28 protein-coding genes are annotated in these 23,958 nt (G+C 71.5%); 9 read left to right on the plus strand and 19 right to left on the minus strand.

What is annotated here, in order from left to right; translation table 11 throughout:
• The first annotated feature begins 207 nt into the window (after nt 1-207).
• Together cysE and A5481_RS19495 are read left to right on the plus strand one after the other, a co-directional pair.
• The gene (cysE, locus tag A5481_RS19490) at nt 208-1,047 is read left to right on the plus strand and encodes a serine O-acetyltransferase (RefSeq protein WP_048431775.1); all 840 of its coding nucleotides are present in this window, start codon (nt 208-210) and stop codon (nt 1,045-1,047) included.
• 223 nt (nt 1,048-1,270) lie between these two features.
• A complete protein-coding gene (locus A5481_RS19495; protein WP_425339716.1) occupies nt 1,271-1,471 on the plus strand; it encodes a DUF3126 family protein in 201 nt (66 codons plus the stop codon).
• A gap of 9 nt (nt 1,472-1,480) precedes the next feature.
• On the opposite strand, the gene A5481_RS19500 is transcribed toward A5481_RS19495, so the two are convergent.
• Nucleotides 1,481-2,194, minus strand: coding sequence for a hypothetical protein (locus tag A5481_RS19500; protein WP_082172905.1), 714 nt, complete (start codon nt 2,192-2,194; stop codon nt 1,481-1,483).
• A gap of 252 nt (nt 2,195-2,446) precedes the next feature.
• Between A5481_RS19500 and A5481_RS19505 the strand changes: the two genes are divergently transcribed.
• Both A5481_RS19505 and A5481_RS19510 read left to right on the plus strand, forming a co-directional pair.
• Nucleotides 2,447-2,776: a DUF6949 family protein gene (locus A5481_RS19505; RefSeq protein ID WP_048431773.1), complete on the plus strand. Its 330-nt coding sequence runs from the start codon at nt 2,447-2,449 to the stop codon at nt 2,774-2,776.
• A 107-nt stretch (nt 2,777-2,883) separates the two neighbouring features.
• Nucleotides 2,884-3,624: a hypothetical protein gene (locus A5481_RS19510; RefSeq protein WP_048431839.1), complete on the plus strand. Its 741-nt coding sequence runs from the start codon at nt 2,884-2,886 to the stop codon at nt 3,622-3,624.
• Between the two features lie 21 nt (nt 3,625-3,645).
• On the opposite strand, the gene A5481_RS19515 is transcribed toward A5481_RS19510, so the two are convergent.
• The 4 genes from A5481_RS19515 to A5481_RS19530 form a co-directional block, all read right to left on the minus strand.
• Nucleotides 3,646-4,338 carry a transglutaminase-like cysteine peptidase gene (locus A5481_RS19515; protein WP_048431772.1) on the minus strand — a complete coding sequence of 231 codons (693 nt, stop codon included), beginning with the start codon at nt 4,336-4,338 and terminating at the stop codon, nt 3,646-3,648.
• A gap of 148 nt (nt 4,339-4,486) precedes the next feature.
• Nucleotides 4,487-5,167, minus strand: coding sequence for a transglutaminase-like cysteine peptidase (locus tag A5481_RS19520; protein ID WP_048431771.1), 681 nt, complete (start codon nt 5,165-5,167; stop codon nt 4,487-4,489).
• 176 nt (nt 5,168-5,343) lie between these two features.
• Entirely contained in the window at nt 5,344-5,850 is a 507-nt protein-coding gene (gene gpt / locus A5481_RS19525; protein WP_048428071.1) for a xanthine phosphoribosyltransferase, read from the minus strand.
• Between the two features lie 6 nt (nt 5,851-5,856).
• The gene (locus A5481_RS19530) at nt 5,857-6,609 is read right to left on the minus strand and encodes a competence/damage-inducible protein A (RefSeq protein ID WP_048431770.1); all 753 of its coding nucleotides are present in this window, start codon (nt 6,607-6,609) and stop codon (nt 5,857-5,859) included.
• Between the two features lie 126 nt (nt 6,610-6,735).
• Here A5481_RS19530 and sfsA point away from each other — a divergent pair, with 126 nt between their 5' ends.
• Nucleotides 6,736-7,443 carry a DNA/RNA nuclease SfsA gene (gene sfsA, locus A5481_RS19535; protein ID WP_048431769.1) on the plus strand — a complete coding sequence of 236 codons (708 nt, stop codon included), beginning with the start codon at nt 6,736-6,738 and terminating at the stop codon, nt 7,441-7,443.
• Between the two features lie 5 nt (nt 7,444-7,448).
• Here sfsA and A5481_RS19540 read toward each other — a convergent pair whose 3' ends face one another.
• The 5 genes from A5481_RS19540 to A5481_RS19560 form a co-directional block, all read right to left on the minus strand.
• Nucleotides 7,449-7,814 (minus strand): hypothetical protein, encoded by a 366-nt coding sequence (locus A5481_RS19540; RefSeq protein WP_048431768.1) that lies wholly within the window; start codon nt 7,812-7,814, stop codon nt 7,449-7,451.
• Between the two features lie 159 nt (nt 7,815-7,973).
• Nucleotides 7,974-8,600 (minus strand): hypothetical protein, encoded by a 627-nt coding sequence (locus tag A5481_RS19545; protein ID WP_048431767.1) that lies wholly within the window; start codon nt 8,598-8,600, stop codon nt 7,974-7,976.
• Nucleotides 8,578-9,093, minus strand: a complete 516-nt coding sequence (locus tag A5481_RS19550; protein WP_048431766.1) for a c-type cytochrome — start codon at nt 9,091-9,093, stop codon at nt 8,578-8,580. The genes A5481_RS19545 and A5481_RS19550 overlap by 23 nt, the downstream gene beginning before the upstream one ends.
• Before the next feature lie 61 nt (nt 9,094-9,154).
• Nucleotides 9,155-10,924, minus strand: coding sequence for a PQQ-dependent dehydrogenase, methanol/ethanol family (locus A5481_RS19555; protein ID WP_048431765.1), 1,770 nt, complete (start codon nt 10,922-10,924; stop codon nt 9,155-9,157).
• Between the two features lie 98 nt (nt 10,925-11,022).
• Complete coding sequence (locus A5481_RS19560) at nt 11,023-11,529, minus strand: copper chaperone PCu(A)C (protein ID WP_082172904.1); 507 nt, start codon at nt 11,527-11,529, stop codon at nt 11,023-11,025.
• A 206-nt stretch (nt 11,530-11,735) separates the two neighbouring features.
• On the opposite strand from A5481_RS19560, the gene A5481_RS19565 reads away from it, so the two are divergent.
• From A5481_RS19565 to A5481_RS19575, 3 genes are all read left to right on the plus strand, one after another.
• Nucleotides 11,736-12,182 carry a cupin domain-containing protein gene (locus A5481_RS19565; RefSeq protein WP_064504192.1) on the plus strand — a complete coding sequence of 149 codons (447 nt, stop codon included), beginning with the start codon at nt 11,736-11,738 and terminating at the stop codon, nt 12,180-12,182.
• Nucleotides 12,183-12,234: 52 nt separating this feature from the next.
• Nucleotides 12,235-13,020, plus strand: a complete 786-nt coding sequence (locus A5481_RS19570; protein WP_064504194.1) for an SDR family NAD(P)-dependent oxidoreductase — start codon at nt 12,235-12,237, stop codon at nt 13,018-13,020.
• 121 nt (nt 13,021-13,141) lie between these two features.
• Nucleotides 13,142-15,298, plus strand: a complete 2,157-nt coding sequence (locus A5481_RS19575) for a TonB-dependent receptor (protein ID WP_064504196.1) — start codon at nt 13,142-13,144, stop codon at nt 15,296-15,298.
• 24 nt (nt 15,299-15,322) lie between these two features.
• Here A5481_RS19575 and A5481_RS19580 read toward each other — a convergent pair whose 3' ends face one another.
• The 9 genes from A5481_RS19580 to A5481_RS19620 all read right to left on the minus strand — a co-directional run bounded on the left by A5481_RS19580 (nt 15,323) and on the right by A5481_RS19620 (nt 23,071).
• Nucleotides 15,323-15,730, minus strand: coding sequence for a cupin domain-containing protein (locus tag A5481_RS19580; RefSeq protein ID WP_156655638.1), 408 nt, complete (start codon nt 15,728-15,730; stop codon nt 15,323-15,325).
• A 208-nt stretch (nt 15,731-15,938) separates the two neighbouring features.
• The gene (locus tag A5481_RS19585) at nt 15,939-16,244 is read right to left on the minus strand and encodes a hypothetical protein (protein ID WP_156655639.1); all 306 of its coding nucleotides are present in this window, start codon (nt 16,242-16,244) and stop codon (nt 15,939-15,941) included.
• Nucleotides 16,245-16,318: 74 nt separating this feature from the next.
• Entirely contained in the window at nt 16,319-16,963 is a 645-nt protein-coding gene (locus A5481_RS19590; RefSeq protein WP_064504200.1) for a TetR/AcrR family transcriptional regulator, read from the minus strand.
• Between the two features lie 76 nt (nt 16,964-17,039).
• Complete coding sequence (pcaDC, locus tag A5481_RS19595; RefSeq protein WP_064504202.1) at nt 17,040-18,221, minus strand: bifunctional 3-oxoadipate enol-lactonase/4-carboxymuconolactone decarboxylase PcaDC; 1,182 nt, start codon at nt 18,219-18,221, stop codon at nt 17,040-17,042.
• Between the two features lie 11 nt (nt 18,222-18,232).
• Complete coding sequence (locus tag A5481_RS19600; RefSeq protein ID WP_064504204.1) at nt 18,233-19,591, minus strand: class-II fumarase/aspartase family protein; 1,359 nt, start codon at nt 19,589-19,591, stop codon at nt 18,233-18,235.
• Between the two features lie 4 nt (nt 19,592-19,595).
• Nucleotides 19,596-20,429, minus strand: coding sequence for a 3-oxoadipate:acetyl-CoA acetyltransferase (locus A5481_RS19605; RefSeq protein ID WP_064504206.1), 834 nt, complete (start codon nt 20,427-20,429; stop codon nt 19,596-19,598).
• Nucleotides 20,430-20,755: 326 nt separating this feature from the next.
• The gene (pcaG, locus tag A5481_RS19610; RefSeq protein WP_048436885.1) at nt 20,756-21,391 is read right to left on the minus strand and encodes a protocatechuate 3,4-dioxygenase subunit alpha; all 636 of its coding nucleotides are present in this window, start codon (nt 21,389-21,391) and stop codon (nt 20,756-20,758) included.
• A gap of 21 nt (nt 21,392-21,412) precedes the next feature.
• Nucleotides 21,413-22,141: a protocatechuate 3,4-dioxygenase subunit beta gene (gene pcaH / locus A5481_RS19615; RefSeq protein WP_048436891.1), complete on the minus strand. Its 729-nt coding sequence runs from the start codon at nt 22,139-22,141 to the stop codon at nt 21,413-21,415.
• Nucleotides 22,142-22,261: 120 nt separating this feature from the next.
• A complete protein-coding gene (locus A5481_RS19620) occupies nt 22,262-23,071 on the minus strand; it encodes an IclR family transcriptional regulator (RefSeq protein WP_048436886.1) in 810 nt (269 codons plus the stop codon).
• Between the two features lie 104 nt (nt 23,072-23,175).
• On the opposite strand from A5481_RS19620, the gene A5481_RS19625 reads away from it, so the two are divergent.
• Nucleotides 23,176-23,958, plus strand: a 783-nt coding sequence (locus A5481_RS19625) for a DMT family transporter (protein ID WP_064504208.1), incomplete at its 3' end; no start/stop codon positions are given.

Genomic DNA, 23,958 nt, shown 5'->3' on the forward strand with positions numbered 1-23,958 from the left:
CGCGCGGGTCCGGGGCGCGCGACCGGCCGCTTCCCGCCGTCTGGGGGCGATCGGCCGGGTTTTTGCGCGCGGGGACAGCCCTGATCCGCGCCGCGGGGGCTTGATGAACCGGGGTAGGCTCTCCACGCTATCCCCGAAGAATGCCGTCGCGCTCCGTGCACCGGGTGGAGTTTCGTTCGCCCGCCGCGCCCGCCGAGGAGAAGGCCGTTGTCGTCCAGTCCCGCCCCCTCCGTCCCCGGCGCCGATCCGGTCGCCGGGACCGTCGATCCGGTCTGGCGGCGGCTGCGCCAGGAGGCCGAGTCCGTGATGCGCGACGAGCCGCGCCTGGCCTCGTTCCTGTTCGCGAGCGTCCTCAACCACGCCACCCTCGAATCGGCGGTGGCGCACCGGGTCGCCTCGCGGCTCGGCCATCCGGCCCTCACCGCCGACCTGATCGCCCAGAGCTTCGGCGAGGCGGTGGCCGACGACCCCGGCATCGGCCAGGCCTTCCGGGCCGATATCGGCGCGGTGATCGACCGCGACCCGGCCGCCGGCCGGGCGATCGAACCGGTCCTGTACTTCAAGGGCTTCCACGCCATCCAGGCCCACCGCCTCGGCCACTGGCTGTGGACCCGCGGCCGGCGCGACCTCGCGCTCTACCTGCAGAGCCGCTCGTCGGAAGTCTTCCAGACCGACATCCACCCGGCGGCCCGGATCGGCCGCGGCATCTTCCTCGACCACGCCACCGGTCTCGTCGTCGGCTCGACGGCGGTGATCGAGGACGAGGTGTCGATGCTGCACGACGTCACCCTCGGCGGCACCGGCAAGCAGGGCGGCGACCGCCACCCCAAGATCCGGCAGGGCGTGATGATCGGCGCCGGCGCGAAGATCCTCGGCAACATCGAGGTCGGGGCCCGCGCCCGGGTCGCCGCCGGCTCGGTCGTGCTCCAGGCGGTGCCGCCCTGCACCACCGTGGTGGGCGTGCCGGCCCGGGTCGTCGGCTCGGCCGGCTGCTCCGACCCGGCCCGCGCGATGGACCAGTTCATCCATCTGATGGACGGCATCTGAAACGCCGGCCCGGAGCCGCCTTGCCCGCCCGGCCCCGCCGTGGCAAGGCGGGGGCCTGCCGCCAGCCCTCCGCGGGCAGCCCCCGCGGCCTGCCCGGCGGGGAGGGGGCGTCGTCGCATCCCGTGCCGCGGCTCGGGATCCTCGTTGAAGGCGGCCCGTCCCCGCTCCGGGCGAGGGACCGCCAAGCCAAGCGCGTGAAGAGGCCAGCGTGAACAAGATCGAGATGACGAAGGTGGAAGGCTACCTTCGGCGCACTTTCGCGAACCACAACATCCGCCTCGTCGGCCGTCCCAAGAAGACGGACTCGGCCGAGGTCTACATCGGCGAGGAATTCGTCGGCGTGCTGTCGGTCGACGACGAGGACGGCGATCGCTCGTTCAACTTCTCGATGGCGATCCTCGATACCGATCTCGAGGACGAATAGGCCGATCCGTCACGGGCTGGGGCCGAACAGCCGCTCCAGCCCGGCGAGGCCGGCAGCCCAGGCCGGCAGCCGGTCGGCCGAGAAGCGCAGGCGCAGGGCAAGCGCGCCGATCCGGATCTCGCTGAGGCAGGCCGCGTCCGGCTCCGGCACCCGGCCGGTAGCGCAGCGCGCCGCGAACCGGCTGCCGTCGCCTTCCGCGAGATAGAGATCCTCGCCCTCGAACGGCGTACCGGCGCGGAAGCGCCGCCGCATCAGGCCCTCCGGAACCGGCTGCGCCTCGGCGGTGAGGAAGCGGGCGTAGCGCCGGGCCGGGCTCAGCGGCGCCGCGGTCTCGGGCGCGCGCGTCGCCGTCACCCGCATCTGGCCGGGCAGGACGCTGCCGGTCAGCTCGGTCCAGGGGATCGCCAGGTCGATCCGGTCGCTCGTCGCCTCGGTCGCGCCGGGGCGGACGAGCCAGGCGGCGGGCAGCACCAGGGGCCGGGGCGTGAGCGTGCTCACCACGACCGGGCCGGCCGGGGCCGGCGGGCGGGCGAGCCACGCGGCGACGGCGCCCGTCAGGCCGAGCGCACCGGCGAACCCGAGGGCCGCCGCCAGCATCAGGCGCCGGTCGGCGGACACCGTCCGGCCCGCCGCGAGGGCGGAAACGGCCGGCCGGCCGACCCGCGGGGCCTGCGCCCCATCCCGTTCCAGTCGCGCCAGAGAGGCGCCCAGTGCAGGCCCCATGGCGCCCGCCTCCGATTCGTTCGCGCGGGACCCGGGAGGGTCCGTCCCCCGAACGTTCGGCTGCGATCGTTAACGATGCCTTACGGCCACGCTGCCACGCCCCGGATTTCTGTGGCGGCGCTGCGTCATGCCTTGGAGAATCCCGCAACGGGATCGCTCGCAAAGACCTGTGGATAACGAAAAATTAACCATAACCGAAAATCGCCCCTGGCGCAGGGTGGGACGAACGCGCCTGCCGGAGTTTAACCTCCCATGAACCTCTCGCCCTCCGCCATCGAGAACCTGCAGACCCTGGTGCTCGGCCTCGCCTTCGCCGGCTTGCTGGCGAGCGCCTTCGAATGGGCGACGGCGCGGCGGGCGAGCTTCGGCCTCCTGTCGGGCGGCGGCCTCGTGGCGCTGGCCTCCCTGCCGATCCTCGCCTTCGGGGCGCCGTTCATCATCCTGCGCAATACCGTGCGCGGCCGGCGCATCGAGGGGCGGCCGATGCCGTTCGTGATGCTGGCGACGATCCTCGCCTGCGGCTGGAGCCTGGTCTCGGGCCGGGTCGTGCTCGACCTCGCCCATCTGGTCTCAGGCGCCTGACGGGCGGAGCCGGAACCGGGTCGGCAATCCTCCGCACCGAGATGCGCTTGACCTTGCGGAAGACCATTCCCTAATCGCGGGCAGCCTCGACATCCGGGATGCGCGCCGTGCCGATCGCCCTCGTCGTCTTCTGCCTGAACGCCGCCCTCGCCATCCACGCCGCGAGGACCGGGCGCTTCTCGCCCTGGGGCTGGATCATCATCCTGCTGCCGCCGATCGGCGGCCTCGCCTATCTCGTCGTCGAGGTGTTGCCGAACCTCCTCGGCTCGCCCCGGGCACGCTCCGCCGGGCGCGGGATCGCACGGCAGCTCGATCCGAGCAGGACCTGCCGGATGCTGCGCGAGCGCGTCGCCGACGCCGATACGGTGGCCAACCGGGCGGCCCTGGCCGAGGAATGCGCCGCCCTGGGCCGCTGGCAGGAGGCGTGGGACCAGTACGACGAGATCGTCCGGCGGCCGAATGGCGGCGAGCCGGTGTTCCATCTCGGCCTGGCCGAGGCGGCGCTGGAACTCGGCCGCCCCGCCGAGGCGCTCGCCGGCCTCGAGGCGCTGAGAGTGCGCGAGGGCGATTACCACGGCCCGCGCGGCGCCATGCTCCATGCCCGCGTCCTGGCCGCCCTCGGCCGCACCGACGAGGCGTGCGACGCCTTCGAGACGATCGCCCTGCACGATCACGGCTACGAGGCCGGCGCCCGGCGCGCCGCCGTGCTGGTGCAGGCGGGGCGCGCCGAGGAGGGCCGCCGCACGGCGCGGGAGATCCTGGACCGGTTGCGCCGGGCGCCCGCCCACGTGCGCAAGCTGCAGGGGGAGTGGGGCCGCCTCGCCGAGGAGGTGCTGCGCCGGACGTGAGTCTGCCCGGCGGATCGGTGGTCAGCGGTTCGCCGTGGTCACCGGCGAGGTGATGCCGTTCAGCGCCACCCAGGCGAGGCCGTCCTGGCCCTCGCGCTTCACGTAGGTGTAGCCGGTGCGCTGCCAGGGCAGGATCGCGTTGGTCTTGTTGTCGAGAATGTAGTCGCCGCGGTCGGTGCGGACCATCAGCACGGCGTGGCCCTCGCCGATCTCGTCGATCACCACCGTCATGCGCAGGGCGCGGCGGGCGAGGCCGCGCTCGACCAGCATCCGGCGCTTCAGGAGCTGGTAATCCTCGCAATCGCCCATGCCGTCGTCCGGGAAGTCCCAGCGGTCGACGACGCCCCAATGGTCCTGGTCGATCATCGGCCGGATGCGGCCGTTGACGCGCCGGTTGACCGCCGTGAGCGTGCGCCACAGGGTCGGCGTCATCGCCAGCGTCGTCGGCTCCTTGATGTCGACGGCGCATTCCGCCGGGTAGCGGGTGCAGAAGTCGGTCCAGGCGCTCACGGGCTTGGCCGCGCCGCCGCGCTCGATCGCCGCGCTGGCATCCGGCAGGGCCGCCAGGGTCTGGGTCTGTCCCTGCGTGGTCGCGCCGCCGATTAGCAGCAGCGTCCCGAGAAGCCCCAGCTGCGCCGCCCGAGCGCCGCGCATCAGGAGGCCCTGGCGATCGAGAGGAATCGCCCGGCCGAGGCCGTCCATCACTGCCCGCATTGCCCCATCGACTCGTTGAGCTTGGTTCTTGCATCCAAGCTGCCACGGGGCCGGGCGGGGCTCAACCGAAAAATTTAAACCCTGTTAAACGCCCCTGCCGCACTTTGGTTCCAATTCGAGACGCAGATTTTCCAGGTGATTCGGGGTTTCAGCGATTGGCGGTCATGGTCGGTGCGGTGGCGCCGCCGAGCGAGACCCAGGCGGTCGCGTCCTGCGATTCGCGCTTGATGAAGGTGTAGCCGGTCCTGTGCCAGGGCAGCACGGCGCTGGTCTTGTTGTCGAGGACCAGATCGCCGCGGTCGGTGCGCAGCATCAGGACGGCGTGGCCCTCGCCCTTCTCGTCGATCACCACGGTCATCCGCATCGCGCGGCGCGGCAGCCCGGCCTGGGCCAGCAGCTTGCGCTTGAGCAACTGGAAATCCTCGCAATCGCCCGCGCCGTCCTCGGCGAGGTCCCAGCGGTCCGGCACGCCCCAGTGCTCCTGGTCGGTGACGGCGCGCACGGACGTGTTGACCTGGCGGTTGATGCCGGTGACCGTCTGCCACAGCCGCGGGGTGAGGGTGACCTGGGCCGGCTCGCTCGGGTCGACGGCGCATTCGGAGGCGTAGCGGGCGCAGAACTCGACCCAGCCGGCGATCGGCCGGGCATGGCCGAGATCCGGGGCGCCGGCGCTCGGCATCGGCAAGGCTGCGAGGTTATGGGCTGCGAGGTTATGGGCTGCGAGAGCCTGGGCCGCCGCTTCGCCGCCCTGGGTCGAGATCAGGGCCGCCGCGATCACCGCCGCACCGGCCAGAACCCGCTTCACCTGCCGCCCGAAACCCGTGGTCATCTGTGCCATCCCCTTCGTTAGGAAGGAGAATGGCCGCCCACCTGCTGGCCGGCGCTGAAATGGATCCGCGCAATTTTATCGATTCGCGGGGCCTGGAAACGGCCCTGCGAACAGGCCGAAGACCCCGCTCAACCGATCCGTCGAAAACAGATGCTCGCCTTAGCGGGGTGTTGATCTTAACCGGACGTTCCGGGCTGGATCGGCGCCTGGTAGGACAGGCCCATGTCCCACGGGAAGTAGATCCAGGTGTCCTGGCTCACCTCGGTGACGAAGGTGTCGATCAGCGGCCGGCCCGCGGGCTTGGCGTAGACCGTGGCGAAGTGGGCGTCCGGCAGCATGGCGCGGACCACCTGGGCGGTCTTGCCGGTATCGGTCAGGTCGTCGAGGACCAGCACGCCCCGGCCGCTCCCGTCGCCGATGGCGCGGATGCTCGGCGCGACGTCCTTGAGCACCTGGAGGGAGCCCTGCTCCTGGTAGTCGTGGTAGCTCGCCACGCAGACCGTCTCGATCAGCCGGATGCCGAGCTCGCGCGCCACGATCGCGGCCGGCACCAGCCCGCCGCGGGTGATGCACACGATCGCCTCGAACGGGCCGGCGCCGGCCAGCCGCCAGGCGAGCGCCCGGGCATCGCGGTGGAACTGGTCCCAGGAAACGGGAAAGGCCTTGTCGCTCGGGGCAGCCATGGTGCGTCAGGTCCGCTCTGCTTGGAGGCGCGCCAGCAGCGCCTCGATGTCGGTGCGTGCAGCCGCCAGCGCCTCGGGCTCGCGGCCGCGCACCACGATCTGGTTGCGGAAGCCCGCAGGGGTCATCGACGGGTAGGAGCCGATCGAGACGCCCGGATGCGCCTTGGCGATGGCGGCCAGCCCCTCGGCGTAGCCGCCCTCCGGCAGGTTGCCGGCCTCGATGGTCTCGGCGGTCACCCGCGCGCCGGTCTTGAGCCGCGGGGCGACCGAATCGAGCATCGCCTGCATGATCGACGGCACGCCGGCCATCACGATCACGTTCTCGATCATGAAGCCCGGCGCCTTCGAGATCGGGTTCTCGACGAGGTCGGCGCCGAACGGGATCCGGGCCATGCGCAGGCGGGCCTCGTTGAGGTCCTCGGGCTTGATCCGCTCGAGCAGCATCGCCTTGGCGCGGGGATCGACGTCGATGCCGACGCCGAGGGCCTGCGCCACGCAATCGGCCGTGATGTCGTCGTGGGTCGGCCCGATCCCGCCGGTGGTGAACAGGTAGGTGTAGCGGGCGCGCAGGGCATTGACGGCGCCGACGATCTCCTCGGCCACGTCCGGGACCACCCGTACCTCGCGCAGGTCGATGCCCGAATTGGTCAGGTACTCGGCGATGTAGCCGATGTTCTTGTCCTTGGTGCGCCCGGACAGGATCTCGTCGCCGATGACCAGGATGGCGGCCGTGACCGGGGCGGGGCTGGCATCGGGCATCGGGCATCCTCGAAACGGAACGGCAGGGTCGACGCCCGCCTTATCGCGGTGTCCGGCCGGGCTCAAGCGTGACACCCCGGGATGGCCGGGGTAAGCGCCCGGAATGCCCCGCGACGATCTCCGCCCATGCGCTTTCCCGGCCCGCTGACCGAGGGGCGGCTGGTGCGCCGCTACAAGCGCTTCCTCGCCGATGTCGAGCTTCCCGACGGGAGCCTCGTCACCGCGCATTGCGCCAATCCGGGGGCGATGCTCGGCCTCGTCGCCCCCGGCCGGCCGGTGCTGCTCTCGGCCTCGACCAACCCGGCCCGCAAGCTCGCCTGGTCGTGGGAGCTGGTCGAGGCGGATCTGCCCGGCGGGCCGCAATGGGTCGGCATCAACACCGCCCGGCCGAACGCGCTCGTGGCGGAGGCGTTTCACGCGGGGCGCCTGACGCCGCTTGCCGGCGCCACGTCGTGGCGGGCGGAGGTGGCGTACGGCAAGGCCAGCCGGGTCGATTTCCTGGCCGGCGACGCGGACGGCCCGATCCACGTCGAGGTGAAGAACTGCCACCTGATGCGACGGCCCGGCCTCGCCGAGTTCCCGGACTGCGTCGCCGCCCGCAGCGCCCGCCACATGGACGAACTCGCCGACGTGGTGCGCCTCGGCGGGCGCGCGATGGTGATCTGGGTGGTGCAGATGCGCGCCGAGCGATTCACGGTCGCCGGCGACCTCGATCCCGGCTTCGCCGCCGCGTTCCGGCGCGCCCGGGAGGCGGGGGTGACGGCCCACGCCTTCACCTGCCGGGTCGACGCCGGGGAGGTGACGATCGGGAGCGAGATCCCGATCGTCGGGTGAGGCCGTTACCAGCGACCGGGCCCGGGCTCGTCGTCCCAGTGGCGGTGACGGTGCCAGGGCGGCGGGCCGTCGCGATCGCCGCCACCGCGATAGCCCGGTCCCTCGTCGCAGACCCGCACCCGGCGCACCACCTCGTCGCCGTAGGGGTCGATGCGCCGCTTGACGAAGACCCGGCAGGGCCCGGGCCCGCGGAATTCGGGACCCTGCACGAAGCGCGGCGGGGGAGGGGGCGGCGCCGGCTCGCGCCAGTCGCCCCGGCCCTCGAAGCGGGGCGGCAGATACTCGTCGAGATCGGCCGCCGCGACCGGGCCCGCGAGGGCGAGGAGCGCGAGGGCACCGAGGAACAGGGAGCGTGAGGGACGCCCGGTCATGGCCGACAACTCGTGGTTGGCAACGTGGGGGCGGTGGTGACCGCCGGCATGTCGCCACTCTCGGCCGCGCGGGTTGAACCGCCGCTGAAGCCGCCGTTGTCGAGCCGTCAGGTTGGCCGGCGGAGGACCGCCCCCGCGCGGAGAGCCGCCGGCCGCGCGTTACTTCGTCGTCGCCACGACGATCCGGGTGCGGCTGATGAAGGCGCGCGGGTCGGCGCCCTGGTGGCCGTAGAGGTCGCGGGTCACCGTCACGCTCTTCGCGCCCAAGGCCTTGCGGCACTCCTCCTTGACGAAGGTCTCGCCGAGCGGCGCCTCGTCGCCAGTGGGCTTGCCCTCGGCGCAGGTCCAGCCGTCCTCGCCCCAGTGGCCGCGGGCCTGGAGGCCGAGGAGGTGGCCCTTCTTGCGCAGGTAGAGCGGCACGGCGTCGTCGGTCTCGATCACCAGCCCGTCGACCCGGGCGTCGTCGCCGACGAGCAGGGTCAGGCGCGCCGGGTGGCCGGCGACGCGGGTGCCGTTGCGGGTCGTGCCGTCGGCATAGGCGAAGCCGATGGCGTGCAGGCCCTTCGCATCCGCCGGGCAGGCGCGCCAGTCGCTCCAGCTCGCCAGCGTGCGGGCCGGGCCCTCGCGGCAGGCGAGGTCGCCGTAGCCCTTGGGCGAGATCTCCGAGACCGGCATCCCGACCCGCAGGTCGCGCAGGTCCGCGGCCTCAGGCCCGGCGGCGAGCGCCGGCCCGGCGCAGAGGAGGGCGGCGAGGGCCGCGAACTCAGTGCGAGACAGCCGGCGCATCGGAGCCCTCCTTCTTGCGGTAGATGTCGCAGGCCCGGGAGGTCGCGCCGAAGAAGGTCGTGCATTCCTCGAGGTTCGGCTCGCCCTTGCCCTTGAGCTGGGTGACGACGTAGCCGGCCACGGCGTCGATCTCGGCCGGCCGCAGGAAGGCGGCGGCCTCCGGCGGCATGTTGCCGGCCATGTCGGCCTTGAGCGAGTCGTAGCACTTCACCGTGTCGTAGGCGCCGCGCAGGTGGTAGGGCATGCCGGTGCCGGGCCGGCCGCAGCGCACCACCTCGGCGACCTGGTCCTTGTCGAGCTCGGTCTTGCGCAGCGACAGGGCGTCGCCGCCATAGCCGCCACCGCCGCCGCCGTGCCACTTGTGGCAGCCCGAGCAGGCCTTCTTGAACACCGAAAGATCGCCGTCGCCCCCGCCGGTCCGGGCCGATTGGGCCCAGGACGGGGAGGCGAGCGCGAGGCCGGCGAGCACCACCGGCAACACCAAGTTCCGCATCCGCTTCAACCTCGTGAGCGGCGGGGCGCCGAACGCGCCCCGCCTTCTGGAGCCGATCCGGTCAGAGCGCGAAGACGTAGAGCATCGACCCGGTCTGGATGTTCTTCAGTTCCGGGGTCGAGTCGATGAACCACTTGTCCCAGGCGCCGCCGAGGCCGACCAGGATCGCGACGTATTGCTTGCCGTCGACCGTGAAGGTCATCGGAGGGGCGTTGACGCCGCTGCCGGTGCGGAACTCCCACAGCTTGTCGAGGCTCTTGGCGTCGAGCGCCATCACCCCGCCGCCGGGCTCGCCGGTGAAGACGAGGTCGGGCGTGGCCAGCATGCCGCCGAGCAGCGGGAACTGGGTCTCGTGCTTGCCGGCGACCTTGCCGGTCTTCACGTCGATCGCCGTCACGCTGCCGGTGATCCGGAACGGCTGGCTCGGCCCGCCGCCGGTAAAGAACTCGCGGGGTTTCAGGTTGGCCTGCGTCATCGCCTCGTGGGTGACGCGGTTGCAGCTCTCGATGACCGGGATGTACCAGTATTGCAGGTTCGGGTTGTAGGCAGTCGGCGGCCAGTTCTTGCCGCCCATGTTGCCCGGGCAGAAATCGGCGTTCTTGTTCTCGGCGCTAGGAGTCGCCGCCGGGTTGTAGCGCTGCACGTCCTTGGTGGGATCGTACTCGAACGGCTTGCCGGTATCGGGGTTGATACCCTTGGTCCAGGTCACCTTCTTGACGAAGGGCGTCGCCCAGACGAACTGACCGTTGGTGCGATCGACCGCGTAGGCGTGGCCGTTGCGGTCGGCCTCGATCGCGAGCTTGCGGCCGCCCGCATCGACCAGCAGGTTCTCCGACACGCTGTCATAGTCGTAGGGGTCGTTCGGCGTGTGCTGGAAGTGCCACTTGATCTTGCCGGTCTGGGCGTCGAGGCCGAGCGTCGAGTCGGTGTAGAGGTTGTCGCCCGGCCGGTAGGCGTTGTCCCAGTCCGGGCCCGGATTGCCGACGCCCCACACGACCGTGTCGGTGTCGGGATCGTAGGTGCCGGTGACCCAGGTCGAGCCGCCGCCGCTGACGGCCGCGTTGTTGTCGCCCTTCCAGGTCTCGGAGCCCGGCTCGCCCTTGCCCGGGATGGTGTGGGTGCGCCAGACCTCCTTCTCGGTCTTCAGGTCGGTGGCGGCGATCCAGCCGCGGATGCCGTACTCGGCGCCGCCGACGCCGGAGATCGCCAGGCCCTTCACGATCAGCGGCGCGCCCGTGATGGTCTCGCCCTTGTCGGGATCGGCGACCTGCCGCTGCCAGGCGACCTGGCCGGTCTCCTTGTTGGTGGCGATCAGGCGCCCGTCGAGGGTGTGGCTGACCACGAGGTCGCCCCAGAGCGCGACGCCGCGGTTGTTGACGCCGCAGCAGGCGACCGCGCCGGCCCATTCCCGGTCGGTCTTCGGGTCCATCTTCCAGACGAGCTTGCCCTCGCCGCCGCGGGTGTCGATCTTGTAGACCGAGCCCCACCCGTCGGTGACGTACATCATGCCGTTCTCGACGATCGGCGTGCCCTCGAGCCCGCCATGGCTCCAGATGCCGCCGGACTCGATGCCGCCGAGCGCCATCGTCCAGGCGACCTTGAGATTCTTGACGTTGCCCGCGTTGATCTGGTTCAGCGTCGAGTAGCGGTGGCCGGCGAAGTTCTTGTGGTGCTGGATCCAGTTGCCCTCTTCCTTGTCGGCGTTCAGCAGGCGCTCCTGCGTGACGCCGGCATCGGCGGCGAGGCCGGGGGAGGCGGGCAGCCCTGCGGCCGCGAGGGCGGCGAGCGAGGTCGCGGCGAGGATCCGCCGTCCAAGGATTCGCCGTGCCATGCGTGACGTCGTCATGGTGTCTCCTCCGGACGGCCGTTCATGGCTCTGTCGCCCTGGCGCGGACCGTCTCGCCACCGGGCGTGAAAGAGAATAATTTCCTATTTCGCGGCGCGTACGTCCACCGGCACCTCGATCGAGCCGGCCTTGCGGAAGCTCGCCGAGCAGGTGAAGCGCTCGCCCGCGACGAGGGGCTGGCGGGTCTGGAGCAGCATCACGTGCATGCCCTCCGGGGTCAGCGCCGTCTCTCCCGATGCCTTGAGGGCGATGGACTGGACCGGCCGCTTCGACGGCGGACCCTCGCCGCCCTTGTCGACCGCGACCCGCTCGCTGAAATTCGCGAACGGGCAGCGGAAGCGCAGCAGCGAATCGGCCTCCGCGGCGCGGTTCAGGATCGTCATGTGCAGCGGGATGTCGGACCCGACCTTCTCGGTGGGGGCGACGGAGGCGTGCAGCACGTCGATGTCGCCGGCCAGGGCCGGGACACAGCCGAGAAACAAGGCAACGGCCACGCTCAAGACGCGCGGATGGCAGTCAACGGAACGTGTCATCAACGGCATGGCGCTGCCGTTGTGGCGTCGACGAGCGGCATGGATGCTGACATCCATTGTCCTCCCTCTCGGATCAGCTTCGCCTTTTGGCGGCGAATTGGAGGTGAGGGTAGCCGGCACCGATGCCCCGTCAAGATCCTGAATTAAGGGGCTTCTAAAAAATTGCCCGCGACCGATGCACTCGGGACCTGCAAGCCCGCCCCTCCCGCCCGGGCGCCGGCCGCGCTAGCTAGGAGGGTCGAGGATGCGAACGGGAGGATGCGATGGCCGGGAACGATCCGACGGCGACATCGACGCGCGGTCGTTTCGACGTCGGGGCGATCGCCGCCGCCCTGCCCGATACCGCGACCACGATGCTGGTCGATACCTACCTGACCGACCGGCCGGCGGCGAGCGCCCGGGTTTTTCGCGTCTACCGCCCGACGCCGGCGCATTACCACGAGGGCTGCGACGAGTACCTCTACGTGCTCTCGGGCCGGGGTACGTTCTGGATCGGCGACGCCTCCGACGAGGCGGAGTTCGGCCCGGGCCAGCTGCTGTTCTTCGAGCGCGGCGTCGTCCATGCCCTGCCGCGGCTGATCGAGGAACCGGTGGTGTTCCTCTCCGTCGATACGCCCCGGCGCGCGCCGACCGACGTGATCTTCGTCGATCCGTCCGCCGGGTCGGCGCAGAGCTTCATGGCCCGCAACGCGGAGGCCGATCCGGCTTGACCCGCCCGGTCCCTGCCGCGATGCACGGGGTCTAACGACGGGAGGATCCACGATGGCGGGCGAGCACAAGGTCGCGCTGGTCACTGGCGCGGCGCGGGGCATCGGGCTGGCGGCGGCGCGGCTGTTTCTCGAGGAGGGCTGGCGCGTCGCGCTCCTCGACATCGACGGCGCGGCGCAGGCCGCGGCAGTGGCAGGGATCGGCCGGCCCGACGACACCCTGGCGCTCACCGCCGATGTCGCCGATCCCGAGGCGGTCGCGACGGCGGTGGCGGCGGTCGAGGCCCGGTTCGGCCGGCTCGACGCGCTCGTCAACAATGCCGGCACCGCGGTGTTCAAGCCGCTCCTCGACACCAGCCACGCCGAATGGGCCCGGGTGCTCGCCGTCAACCTGACCGGCCCGTTCCTGTGCGTGCAGGCGGCGGCTCCCGTGATGGCGCGGGGCGGCGGCGGCGCGGTCGTCAACATCACGTCGATCTCCGGCCAGCGCGCCTCGACGCTCCGGGTCGCCTACGGTACCAGCAAGGCCGCGCTCAAGCACCTGACCAAGCAGCAGGCGGTCGAGCTCGCGCACCTGAACATCCGGGTGAACGCTGTGGCGCCGGGCCCGGTCGACACCGCGATGGCCAAGAAGGTCCACAGCCCGGCGATCCGGGCCGATTACCACGACGCCGTTCCGCTCAACCGCTACGGCCTCGAGCGCGAGGTCGCCGACGCCATCGTCTACCTGTGCGGTCCGCGGGCGAGCTACGTCACCGGCCAGACCCTGGCGGTCGACGGCGGCTTCGACGCCGCCGGCATCGGCCTGCCGACCCTGCGGCGGGATCTGGCCGAGCGCTGAGCCCTCCGTGTTGTAATAACGTTACGCTTGGCGCGCCGCGTGGCCGGCGCGCCGGCTTCCCTCTTGCCAAGGTGTTCCGCCCCGCGCAATTGCAACGTTATTACGTTGTTTGAGGGCGATCATGGGCAAGGTGGGATCGGGGGCGCGGTCGCTCGGGGCGGCGCCGGCTCTGCTGGCGGCGGCCTTCACCGTGGCGGCGCCGGGGGTCCGGGCCGAGGACATCGCCCTCGACACGATCGACGTCGCCTCGCCGAGCCCGATCGTCGCCCCGGCGACGGGCGGGGGAGCGACGGGACCGTCCGGCGCCTTCCCGGCCGGGGTCCTGCCGGTCGTCACCACGACCTTCTCGCCGGTCACGGTGGTGACCCAAGCCGACATCGTCCGCCAGCAGCCCCGCACGCTGGGCGACGCCCTGTTCGACCGGCCCGGTCTCTCCGCCACCACCTACGCCCCGGGCGCGGCGAGCCGGCCGATCATCCGCGGCCTCGATACGAGCCGGGTGCGGATCCAGGAGAACGGCATCGGCGTCCAGGACGTCTCGGATCTCGGCGAGGACCACGCCGTGCCGATCAACCCGCTCGTCGCCGAACGGATCGAGGTGATCCGCGGCCCGGCCTCCCTGCGCTACGGCAGCCAGGCGATCGGCGGCGTGGTCTCGGCGGAGGACAACCGCATCCCGACCCTCGTCCCGCCGGGCGGCATCGCCGGCCGGGTCACCACCGGGTACTCGTCGGTCGATAACGGGCGCAACGCCGCCGCGACGGTCGATGCCGCCGGGTCCTCGGTCGCGTTCCACGCCGATGCGTTCAAGACCGCCGCCGACAGCTATTCGACGCCGCTCGGCATCCAGCGCAACTCGGCCAACGAGTCCCAGGGCGGCGCGGTCGGGATGTCGTACCTGTTCGACCGCGGCTTCGTCGGCCTGTCGTTCAGCCACTACGACGCGCTCTACCAGATCCCCGGGGGCGAGGCCGCCGAGAGCCGCACCCGCCTCGACCCGACGCAGGACAAGCTCCAGGCCAAGGGCGAGTACCGCCCGGTCGAGGGGCCGATCGAGGCGGTCCGGTTCTGGCTCGGCGGCTCGACCTACCGCCACAACGAGATCGGCATCGGCGAGAACGGGATCGACGGGATCCAGGCCACCTTCAAGAACCGGCAGGCGGAGGGGCGGCTCGAGATCCAGCACGTGCCGGTCGTCACCCCCCTCGGCACGCTCACCGGCGCCCTCGGCCTCCAGGCCGACCGGCGGCTGATCGGCACCTCGGGCGAGGCCGGCACGCTGCTCGCGCCGACCGATTCGCGCAGCAACGCCGTCTACCTGTTCGAGGAACTGGCGCTGGAGCGGGGCCTGCGCCTCCAGGCGGCGGGCCGGATCGAGGGCGCCCGCGCCACCGGTACCGCGACGCAGTTCCCGGGCGACTACGTGCCGGTCGACGGCGAGGACCCGCTCGCTTACGGCCGCCGCCGCCACTTCGCGCCGAAGAGCGCGAGCTTCGGCGTGCTGCAGGACCTGCCGGCCGGCTTCGTCGCCAGCCTCACCGGCCAGTACGTCGAGCGCGCGCCGTCCGCCTTCGAGCTCTATTCCCGCGGGCCGCACGACGCGACCGAGACCTTCGAGATCGGCGACCCCAACCTCAAGAAGGAGAGCGCCCGCACCGTCGAGGCGAGCATCCGCCGCGCCGTCGGCCCGTTCCGGCTCGACGCCACCGGCTACTACACCCGCTATACCGGCTTCATCTACAAGCGCCTGACCGGCCTGCGCTGCGGCGACGACTTCGCCAGCTGCGGCAGCGGCGACGAGCTCGCCCAGGTCGTCTACTCGCAGCAGAACGCGACCTTCGCCGGCGCCGAGATCGGCTCGCAGCTCGACCTCCTGCCCGTCGGCAACGGCTTTGCCGGGATCGAGGCGCAGTACGACTTCGTCCGCGCGACCTTCGACGACGGCACCTACGTGCCGCGCATCCCGCCGCACCGGGTCGGCGGCGGCGTCTTTCTGCGCGCCGACGGCTGGTTCGCGCGGGTGAACCTGCTCCACGCCTTCGCCCATACCGAGACCGCGCCGTACGAGACGCGGACCCCGGGCTACGACAACCTCAAGGCCGAGGTCAGCTACACGAAGGCCTTCGATCCGGCGGTGACCGGCTGGAGCGAGGTCACCCTCGGCGTCCAGGGCACCAACCTGCTCGACGACGTGATCCGCAACTCGGCCTCGTTCAAGAAGGACGAGATCGCGCTGCCGGGGCGAAACGTCCGGCTGTTCCTGACGGCGCGGTTCTGAGCCTCGCCCACGGAGGAAGGCTTCTCAGGTCGGCGCCGGGACCGGCGTCGCCAGGGGCTTGCCCTTCTGCACCGTGAAGGTGACGAGCAGCCTCGTCGCCGTCGCGCCGTTCTTCAGCATGTGGGGCGTGCCGGGTGCGGTCACCCAGGAGAAGCCCGGCGTCATCGTCCGCGCCGGCTCGCCCCTGACCCGCAGCTCGCCGGTGCCGTCCAGCGTATAGCCCGCCTCGGTGCCCGGATGGGTGTGCCAGTCGAGGACGACGTTCGGCTCGATGTCGACGATCACCTGGAGCGTCTCGTAGCCCTCGGCCGGCCCTTCGGTGCGGCCGGTGACCGTCCGCTTGATTCCGGACGCCGTCTGCGCCGAGGGGTCGTCGGAGATCAGGCCGATGGCGGCGCAGATCGCGCAGCCGGCGAACATCCGCCTGTTCAACGTGCCTCCCTCCTCGCACGCCTCGCAGCACCGTCATCACGGCGCGACATCAGTCGCATCCAGTCGGGTCTGCTTCAGCGCGAAGGTTACACGCGGCACATGGGCGGGATCATCTCAATTGATGGGAGTTCGCCGGGGCCTTAACAGTAAAGCGCCCGCGCCCCGCATCGCTGCGGGGCGCAAGGAGGCAATCGGGTGCCGCGGGGCCTCACCCCTTCTGGGGCCGCAGCACGCCGTCGGTGGTCTTCGGGTCCGGTGCGGCCGGCCGGACGGTGCCGGTCGCGTCCGGCTCGCCCGGGCGGACCCGTTCGGGCAGGGTCTCGTGCGCGGGCGGCATGTTGGGGGCCTGCTCGCGGCTGCGCTGCGGGCTGTCGGCGAGCGGCTTGTCGGCGGCCTGCGCCTGCCGGACCGTGCCGATCGCTCCGTGCTGGACTTGTGCCTGCTGAACTTGCGCCAGCACCGGCGAGGCGGCCAGGGCGGCGAGCAGGATCAGGCGGCTGGTGCCCCTGGTCATCGGGCTCTCCTCCGAAAGTCGGCATGAAGTCTTGGGAGAGTAATCGTCCGGCGCCGGATCGGGTTCCCGCCCGGTCAGTGCCGGGCGAGCAGCCCCAGGACCGCATCGCCGACCATCCGCTTGTGGCGGGCGCGCAAGCCCGGCGCGTCGAGATCGACGGAGAAGATCGCCCCGAAGGTGTGGCGGTTCGAGACCCGGAAGAAGCAGAGCGCGCTGATCATCAGGTGCACGTCGAGGGGATCGACGTCGGCCCGGAACAGCCCGTCGGCCTGGCCGCGGGCGATGATGTCGGTGATGGTCTGGATCACCCCGAGATTGAGGCCACGGATCGTCTCGGAGCCGGACAAGTGCTCGGCCCGGTGGATGTTCTCGATCGCGACGAGGCGGATGAAGTCCGGATGGGCCTCGTCGTACTCGAAGGTGAACTCGACGAGCCGGCGGATCGCCTCGGCCGGGCCGAGGTTCCCGAGGTCCAGGTCGCCCTCGACCTGGCGGATATCGGCGTAGGCCTTCTCGAGCACAGCGAGATACAGGCCCTCCTTGCTGCCGAAATAGTAGTAGATCATCCGCTTCGAGGTGCGGGTGCGCTCCGCGATGGCGTCGACCCGGGCGCCGCTGAGCCCGAAGGCGGAGAATTCCTCGGTCGCGACCGCCAGGATGTCGGCCCGGGTCCGCTCGGGATCCTTGGTGCGGGAGGGGCGGGGCGTGACGGCGTCCATGGTCTAACGGTTCGACGGGCAGGGCAGGGCGGCCGGGATGGTGCTCTACCATCCCGGCCGCCCCGGCGCATCGGCTTCAGGCGAGGTCGTCGCCCAAAACCTCGCGGGCCCAGCGGAAGGCGCCGTTCGCCGCCGGCACGCCGGCATAGATCGCGGTCTGGATCAGCAGCGCCTGCAGCTCGGAGACCGTGACGCCGTTGCGCAGGGCCGGGCGGACATGGAGCTTGAACTCCTCCTCGCGGCCGAGCGCCACCATCATGGCGAGCGTCACGAAGGAGCGGGTCTTCCACGGGATCCGCGGGTCGCCCCAGACCTCGCCCCAGGCGGTGCGGGTGATGAAGTCCTGCCACGGCCCCGCGAAGCCGCCGGCGCCAGCGAGCGAACGCTCGACATGGGCCTCGCCGAGCACGCTCTTGCGGTTGGTGAGCCCGGCCTCGAACGGCACGGCGCCGGTCGCGCTCTCGGCCGCGTCGCGGTGCCGGTCGAGGAAGCCGAGGAGGTGGGCGGCGGTCGCCGCCGGCTGCTCGACGGAGAGGAGGTGGGCGGCGTTCGGCAGCACCACCAGCTCGGCCTGGCGGATGCCGTCGCAGATCTCCTGCGCCATCGCCGGCGGCGTCGCCGGGTCGTCGCGCCCGGCGATCACCAGGGTCGGCGCCGTGATCCGGGCCAGCACCGGGCGCAGGTCCATGCGACCGATGGCGTTGCAGCACACGGCGTAGCCGGCCGCATCGGTGCCGGTGAACTGCGCGCGCACCGGCGCCACCGCGTCCGGGTTCGCGGCGGGGAAGTCGGGCGTGAACCAGCGGGTCATCGTCGCCTCGACGATCGCCGCCGTGCCCTTCTCCCGCACCAGCGCGGCGCGCTCGTTCCACGACGCCTCGCTCGGCATGAAGGCGGCGGTCGCCATCAGGGTCAGGCTGAGCACCCGGTCGGGGTGGCGGGCCGCCGCCGCCTGGCCGGTCATGCCGCCGAGCGAGAGCCCGACGACGTGGGCGCGGGGAATGGCGAGCGCATCGAGCAGGCCGATCAGGTCCTCGGCGAGGTCCGCGACCTCGATCGACCGGTCGCGCACTTGCGAGGCGCCGTGGCCGCGGGTGTCGTAGCGCAGCACCCGGTAGCGGCCGCGAAGATGGGGCACCAGCGGGTCCCACATCGCCAGCGAGGTGCCGAGCGAGTTGGAGAACACCACCACCGGCGCGCCGCTCGGGCCGGAGAGCTCGTAGTGCAGCAGGGTACCGTTGGCCTCGATCTGGGGCATGGGAACCTCGGTTACGCGGAATGCAGGAAGGCGGCGAGGCGGGAGACCTCGGCCAGCGCCCGGTCGGCGGTGCGGGCCCCGGCGCGGATGGCGGGGCCTAAGTCGAAGGCGGCGTCGAGGTCGGCGCCCGCCGTCTCGGGGCGCGCGCGCAGGACCTCCCGAAGCGAGCCCTTGCCGTCCCGGACGGCGCCGGCGGCCTCCTCGATCAGGGCGTGGGCGGCCTTGGCGCCGAGGACCGGCGCCAGCCGGCCCGCGGCGGCATCGGCGAAGAGGAGCCCTTGCGTCTCGTCGATGTTGCGGCGCATCCGCTCGGGATCGGGCACCAGTCCCTGGGCGAGCCCCCGCGCCTCGCGCAAGCTCCCGGAGGCGAGGCCGAACAGGGTCGGCAGGGCGTGCCACTCGGCGTGCCAGGCGCCGGCCGGGCGCTCATGCGCCGCCGCCATGCCGTCGAGGAGCGTCAGGCTGGTGCCCTTGGCGGCGCCGAAGGCCGACAGGATCACCGTCGAGGAGACCGGGTTGCGCTTGTGCGGCATCGCCGAGGAGCCGCCGCGGCCCGGGACGTAGGGCTCGGCCACCTCCCCGACCTCGGTGGTGGCGAGATGGGCGACGTCGGTGGCGAGCTTGGCGAGCGCCCCCATCAGCAGGGCGAGCCACGACCCGGTCTCGGCGATGCGGGCGCGGCGCGCGTGCCAGGGCGCGAGGTCCGGATGGAGGCCGAGCGCCGCGGCGAAGCCGTCGCCGACGGCCTCCGCCTTCTCGCCGAGGCCGGCGAGCGTGCCGACGGGGCCGCCCAGCGAGGCGGTGAGCACCCGGTCGCGCAGGGCGGGCAGGAGGGCGGCCACCTCGGCGATGCCGAGCGCCCAGATCGCCGCCTTGAAGCCGAAGGTGACGGGGGCGGCGTGCTGGCCGTAGGTGCGCCCGACGCACGGCGTCTCGCGGTGCCGGCGGGCGAGCCCCGACAACCCGTCGAGGATCGCCGTGAGGTCGGCCGCGACGAGGTCGAGGGCGTCGCGGACCTGCAGCACCAGGGCGGTGTCGGCGATGTCCTGGGTGGTGGTCGCCTTGTGGAAGGCGGGTTCGAGCTCGGGGGGCAGCGCCCCCTGCACCGCCTTCACGAACGGGATCACCGGCACGCCCGAGATCGCGGTGCGCCGTCCGAGCGCCGCGGGATCGAGGGCGTTCGGGCGGATCGCTTCGATGGCGGCGCTGAGGGAGGCCGGCACCAGGCCGGCCTCGGCTTGCGCCCGTGCCAGGGCCGCCTCGGCCCGCAGCATCGCCGCCACCCGGGCCTCGTCGGCGAAGACGGCGCGCATCGCGTCCGTGGCGAAGAGGGGCCCGAGCAGGGCGGAGTCGAGGGCCGAGAACGTCATCGGATCAGGAGGCCGGCTTCAGGTGGAGGAGGGCGCGGGCCTCGGCCGGGGTCGCGACCTTGCGGTTGTGCCGCGTCACCATCTCGGCGGCCAGCGAGACCAGTTCGGCGTTGCTCGCCGCCAGCCGGTCCTTGGTCACCCGGATGTTGTCCTCGAGCCCGGTACGGACCGCGTCGGCCCCGCGGGCGAGCGCCCAGCCCATCACCCGGGCCTGCTCGCGGCCGATGCCGGCGGCGGTCCAGGTCGCGCCCGGGATCACGCGCTTGGTCTCGGCGAGCAGGATGTCGAGCAGGTGCTCGTCGGCCGGCATCGCGTTCTTCACGCCCATCACGAACTGCACGTGCGGATGGGCATCCATCAGTCCCTCCTCGATCAGCCGCTTGGCGCCGTGGATGTGCGAGAGGTCGAAGATCTCGATCTCGGGCCGGATGCCGTTCTTGTGCATCGCGCCGGCGAGGTCGTTCACCAGCGTCGCGTGGTTCTCGTAGACGATGCTCGGGAAGTTGACCGAGCCGGTCGAGAGCGAGGCCATGTCGGGCCGGTGCACCAGCGAGAGGCCGCGGGCGCTCGGATCGCGGCCGCGGCCGCCGGTCGAGAACTGCACGATCATCCCGGGGCAGTGCTTGCGCACGCCCTCCTGGACGGCGGCGAACTTGTCGGGATCGGAGGAGGGCGACTCGTCGTCGTTGCGGACGTGGATGTGGACGAGGGTGGCGCCTGCCTCGAAGGCCTGGTGCGTCGACTCGATCTGCTCGGCGACCGCGGTGGGGACCGCCGGGTTGTCCTTCTTGCGCGGCACCGAGCCGGTGATCGCGACGGCGATGACGACGGGGTTCATGGGGGTCTCCTGCTTCTGGTTATGTTGATTTGATTGACGCCCGGTCTGGTCCGATACCAGTCAAGCGCGGGATCCCCTCTCCAGGCGATGCCGGGCTTGCCCGGTATCGCTGCAAGGTGTGGGAGCGGGGTAGGGGCGATCGGAGATCGCGCGAGGGTGGAGACGGCGCCGCGAGAAGGCTGAACCGTTCCGCTGCCGGCACGACGCTCAGCGATTCACACGGAAGCGTAGCACCCTCACCCCCGGCCCCTCTCCCACACGGGAGAGGGGAGGTGCGCTACATCTCTATTCGAACAGCCAAGCGGATGTCGTATGACAGATATCGATCACACGTCGAAGAAGACGGTCTCGTTCGGTCCCTGCAGGTGGATGTCGAACACGTACACGGCCTGTCCGTCCCGCTCCTCGCGCTTCGCCAGCAGGCTTTCGCGCAAGGGCCCGCGCTCGACGAGGTTCAGCACGGGGTCCTCGGCATTCGCCTGCGCCTCGTCGGCGAAGTAGAGCCGGGTCTGCAGGCCGATATTGATGCCGCGGGCGGCGATCCAGAGGTTGATGTGCGGCGCCATCGGGCGGTGGCCCTTGCGCCCGTCGACCGGGCCGGGCTTCACCGTCTCGAAGAACCACAGACCGGTCTCGAAGTCGGAGCCGGTGCGGCCCCAGCCCCGGAAGCCCTCGTCGAGGGGCTTGCCCTCCTGGCGGTCGGCCGGGTGGTTGTAGCGGCCCGCGGAATTGGCCTGCCAGATCTCGATGAAGGCGTCGCGCACGAGGGCGCCCGCGCCGTCGAAGACCCGGCCCTCGATCCGGACGCGCTCGCCCTTGGTCTCGGGTCCGGCGAGCACGTTCGAGAAGTTGGTCTCGAAGATGTCGAACCCGGCCTGGTGCGGGATCAGCCCGATATGGACGTAGGGACCCGCGGTCTGGGACGGGGTCTCCCGGAGGCGGACGGGAAGCGGCTGGACCATCGTCTCAGTTCCCCTCATCTCTCAGTTTCCTTGGAGCTTGTTCTCGAACAGCGTCTGCTGGCGGCCGCGCAGCACGATGTCGAACTTGTAGGCGAGCATGTCGAGCGGCACCGCGGCGCCGAGGTCGAGGGGGGCGATCAGCCGCTCGGCGGCCGAGCGATCGGGAATCCCGAGCACCATCGGGTCGCGCCAGATCAGCGGGTCGCCCTCGAAATACATCTGGGTGATGAGGCGCTGGGCGAAGCCGGAGCCGAACACCGAGAAGTGGATATGGGCCGGGCGCCAGGAATTGAGGTTGTTGCGCCAGGGATAGGGCCCGGGCTTGATCGTGCGGAAGTAGTAGAAGCCGTTCTCGTCGGTGATCGTGCGGCCGCAACCGCCGAAATTCGGGTCGATCGGCGCGAGGTAGCGGTCGTTGCGGTGGCGGTAGCGCCCGCCCGCATTGGCCTGCCAGAACTCGACGAGGGTGTGGGGGATGCCCCGGCCGTTCTCGTCGCGGACATGGCCGTGGACGAAGATCCGCTCGCCGATCGGCTCGCCCTCGCGGGCGTAGTTGAGGATCAGGTCGTTGTCGAGCGGGCCGAGTTCCGAGCGCCCGAAGGTCGGCCCGGTCACCTCCGACAGGGAGGATTGCAGCGACAGCATGGCGCGACGCGGCGAGCGCAGCACGCTGGTCTTGTAGTCCGGCGTGAAGGCCGGCGGGTGGATCGAGCGGTCCCGTTGCAGGAACTCGCTGTCGGCGTGGGTCATCGTCTCCTCCTGGCGCTCCTTGCCGGAGCGCATCGCGGGTCGTGCGAGGGTGAACCCCGGTCGTTTGATCGTTCGACGCGCCGCACGGGATCTACCATCCCGGCGACGTGCCGGCCATTTTCAGGACATCGCCGCGGCCTTGCCGCCGAGCGCCCCGAGATAGTCCGAGAAGGCGCCGACCGAGGACAGGTCGGCGGCGGCGGCCAGCAGGTCGGGGGCGATGGCGTCGCGCTGGGCCTCCGTGAGCCTCAGGCTCGGCCCGGCGACGCTGAGGTTGCCGACCGCCCGGCCGGTCTGCGGGTGCACGATGTTCGCCGCCATCGCGGCGGCGCCCGGGGTGTTGGTGTCCCGCACCCAGGCGTAGCCCCGGGCCCGGGCCTCGTTCACCAGGGCCATCAGCGCGGCGACGGTGCGGGGTGCCTCGGGGCCGCATTCCTCCGGCGCGCCGAGCCCCTGGCGCATCACGAGGCTCAAGGCCTCCTCGTCCGAGAGGCTGGCGAGCCAGACGATGCCGGTCGAGGTGGTGGACAGCCGGGCCTCGGTGCCCATGTCGCCGTCGAAGCGCAGGCCGCTGCGCGACCCTTGCGCCTTCGCCACCCAGACGAGCCGCGGGTAGTCGACGACCGCGAGGCGCGCGAGCTCGCCGCTGAGATCGGCCAGCCGGTTGAGCACCGACTGGGCGACGTCGACGACGCCGGTGCGCGAGAGATGCTTGAGGCCGAGCGTCGCGAACTTGGTGGTGAGCAGGTAGCGGCCGGTCTCGTCGTTCTGCACGACGTATTGATGCTCGGCGAGCTCGGCCAGCAGCCGATGGGCGCCGCTCTTCGGGATATCCAGCGTCTCGGCGACGGTCTGGAGGGGCAGCCCGCGCGGATGGTTCGCGAGGAGCTCCACCAGGTCCAGGGCGCGCCGCAACAGGGAGCCGGCCATCTCTCGTGCTCGACATTCGACGCTCCAAATCTGGAACGCAGTTCTGGATTTGAACGGAGTTCCGGTCTAAGTCAAGACGGGTGATGGGGACGAGGGCGGTGGCGATGCGCGGAACCGGCGAGCGGGACACCTTGATCGGCATCGCCCTGATGGTGAGCGCGGTGGCGGGGTTCGCCTCGATCGACGCCTCGGCCAAGTTCCTCAGCGGGGCCATGAGCCCGCTGCCGATCGTCGCCGTGCGCTATCTCGTCAGCTTCGTCATCGTGGCGGCGGTTCTGGCGACACGGCGCGACGTGATCGGCCTCCTGCGCACCCGCAAGCCTGGCCTGCAGGTGCTGCGCTCGCTGTGCCTCGTCACCGCGACGATGTGCTCGTTCGTCGCCCTGCGCTACCTGCCGCTGGCGCAGGTCACCTCGATCACCTTCGCGTCGCCCCTGGTGGTGGCGTTGATCGCCGGTCCCTTGCTCGGCGAGCGGGTCGGCTGGCGGCGGGCGGCGGCGGTGCTGGTCGGGTTCTCGGGCGTGCTGGTGGTGAGCCGCCCGGGCGTCTCGGGGATGCATCCGGCGGCCCTGCTCGCGGTGGTGACCGCCCTCGTCAACGGGGTCTACATCGTGGTGACGCGGATGCTCGCCGCCCACGATCCGCCCGAGACGACGATGTTCTATACCGGGCTCGTCGGCTCGGTGCTGACCGCGCCGGTCCTGCCGTTCCTGTGGGAGACGCCGGCCGAGCCCTCGACCTGGATCGGCATCGCCTCGGTCGGCTTCTTCGGCGCGCTCGGGCACTGGCTCCTGATCCTGGCCCATCGCCGCGCCCCGGCCTCGACGCTGGCGCCCTTCGCCTACGCCCACCTGCTCTGGGCGGTGCTGCTCGGCGTCCTGGTCTTC

Origin of the sequence: Methylobacterium platani (genome assembly GCF_001653715.1) — a bacterium.
Lineage (GTDB): Bacteria > Pseudomonadota > Alphaproteobacteria > Rhizobiales > Beijerinckiaceae > Methylobacterium > Methylobacterium platani.

Coding starts and splice junctions, on each gene's coding strand:
- A5481_RS19495 (WP_425339716.1), top strand. CDS start 1,271: ATGACGAAGGTGGAAGGCTACCTTCGGCGCACTTTCGCGAACCACAAC.
- A5481_RS19500 (WP_082172905.1), bottom strand. CDS start 2,194: ATGGGGCCTGCACTGGGCGCCTCTCTGGCGCGACTGGAACGGGATGGG.
- A5481_RS19505 (WP_048431773.1), top strand. CDS start 2,447: ATGAACCTCTCGCCCTCCGCCATCGAGAACCTGCAGACCCTGGTGCTC.
- A5481_RS19515 (WP_048431772.1), bottom strand. CDS start 4,338: ATGCGGGCAGTGATGGACGGCCTCGGCCGGGCGATTCCTCTCGATCGC.
- A5481_RS19520 (WP_048431771.1), bottom strand. CDS start 5,167: ATGACCACGGGTTTCGGGCGGCAGGTGAAGCGGGTTCTGGCCGGTGCG.
- gpt (WP_048428071.1), bottom strand. CDS start 5,850: ATGGCTGCCCCGAGCGACAAGGCCTTTCCCGTTTCCTGGGACCAGTTC.
- A5481_RS19530 (WP_048431770.1), bottom strand. CDS start 6,609: ATGCCCGATGCCAGCCCCGCCCCGGTCACGGCCGCCATCCTGGTCATC.
- sfsA (WP_048431769.1), top strand. CDS start 6,736: ATGCGCTTTCCCGGCCCGCTGACCGAGGGGCGGCTGGTGCGCCGCTAC.
- A5481_RS19540 (WP_048431768.1), bottom strand. CDS start 7,814: ATGACCGGGCGTCCCTCACGCTCCCTGTTCCTCGGTGCCCTCGCGCTC.
- A5481_RS19545 (WP_048431767.1), bottom strand. CDS start 8,600: ATGCGCCGGCTGTCTCGCACTGAGTTCGCGGCCCTCGCCGCCCTCCTC.
- A5481_RS19550 (WP_048431766.1), bottom strand. CDS start 9,093: ATGCGGAACTTGGTGTTGCCGGTGGTGCTCGCCGGCCTCGCGCTCGCC.
- A5481_RS19555 (WP_048431765.1), bottom strand. CDS start 10,924: ATGGCACGGCGAATCCTTGGACGGCGGATCCTCGCCGCGACCTCGCTC.
- A5481_RS19560 (WP_082172904.1), bottom strand. CDS start 11,529: ATGGATGTCAGCATCCATGCCGCTCGTCGACGCCACAACGGCAGCGCC.
- A5481_RS19565 (WP_064504192.1), top strand. CDS start 11,736: ATGGCCGGGAACGATCCGACGGCGACATCGACGCGCGGTCGTTTCGAC.
- A5481_RS19570 (WP_064504194.1), top strand. CDS start 12,235: ATGGCGGGCGAGCACAAGGTCGCGCTGGTCACTGGCGCGGCGCGGGGC.
- A5481_RS19575 (WP_064504196.1), top strand. CDS start 13,142: ATGGGCAAGGTGGGATCGGGGGCGCGGTCGCTCGGGGCGGCGCCGGCT.
- A5481_RS19585 (WP_156655639.1), bottom strand. CDS start 16,244: ATGACCAGGGGCACCAGCCGCCTGATCCTGCTCGCCGCCCTGGCCGCC.
- A5481_RS19590 (WP_064504200.1), bottom strand. CDS start 16,963: ATGGACGCCGTCACGCCCCGCCCCTCCCGCACCAAGGATCCCGAGCGG.
- pcaDC (WP_064504202.1), bottom strand. CDS start 18,221: ATGCCCCAGATCGAGGCCAACGGTACCCTGCTGCACTACGAGCTCTCC.
- A5481_RS19600 (WP_064504204.1), bottom strand. CDS start 19,591: ATGACGTTCTCGGCCCTCGACTCCGCCCTGCTCGGGCCCCTCTTCGCC.
- A5481_RS19605 (WP_064504206.1), bottom strand. CDS start 20,429: ATGAACCCCGTCGTCATCGCCGTCGCGATCACCGGCTCGGTGCCGCGC.
- pcaG (WP_048436885.1), bottom strand. CDS start 21,391: ATGGTCCAGCCGCTTCCCGTCCGCCTCCGGGAGACCCCGTCCCAGACC.
- pcaH (WP_048436891.1), bottom strand. CDS start 22,141: ATGACCCACGCCGACAGCGAGTTCCTGCAACGGGACCGCTCGATCCAC.
- A5481_RS19620 (WP_048436886.1), bottom strand. CDS start 23,071: ATGGCCGGCTCCCTGTTGCGGCGCGCCCTGGACCTGGTGGAGCTCCTC.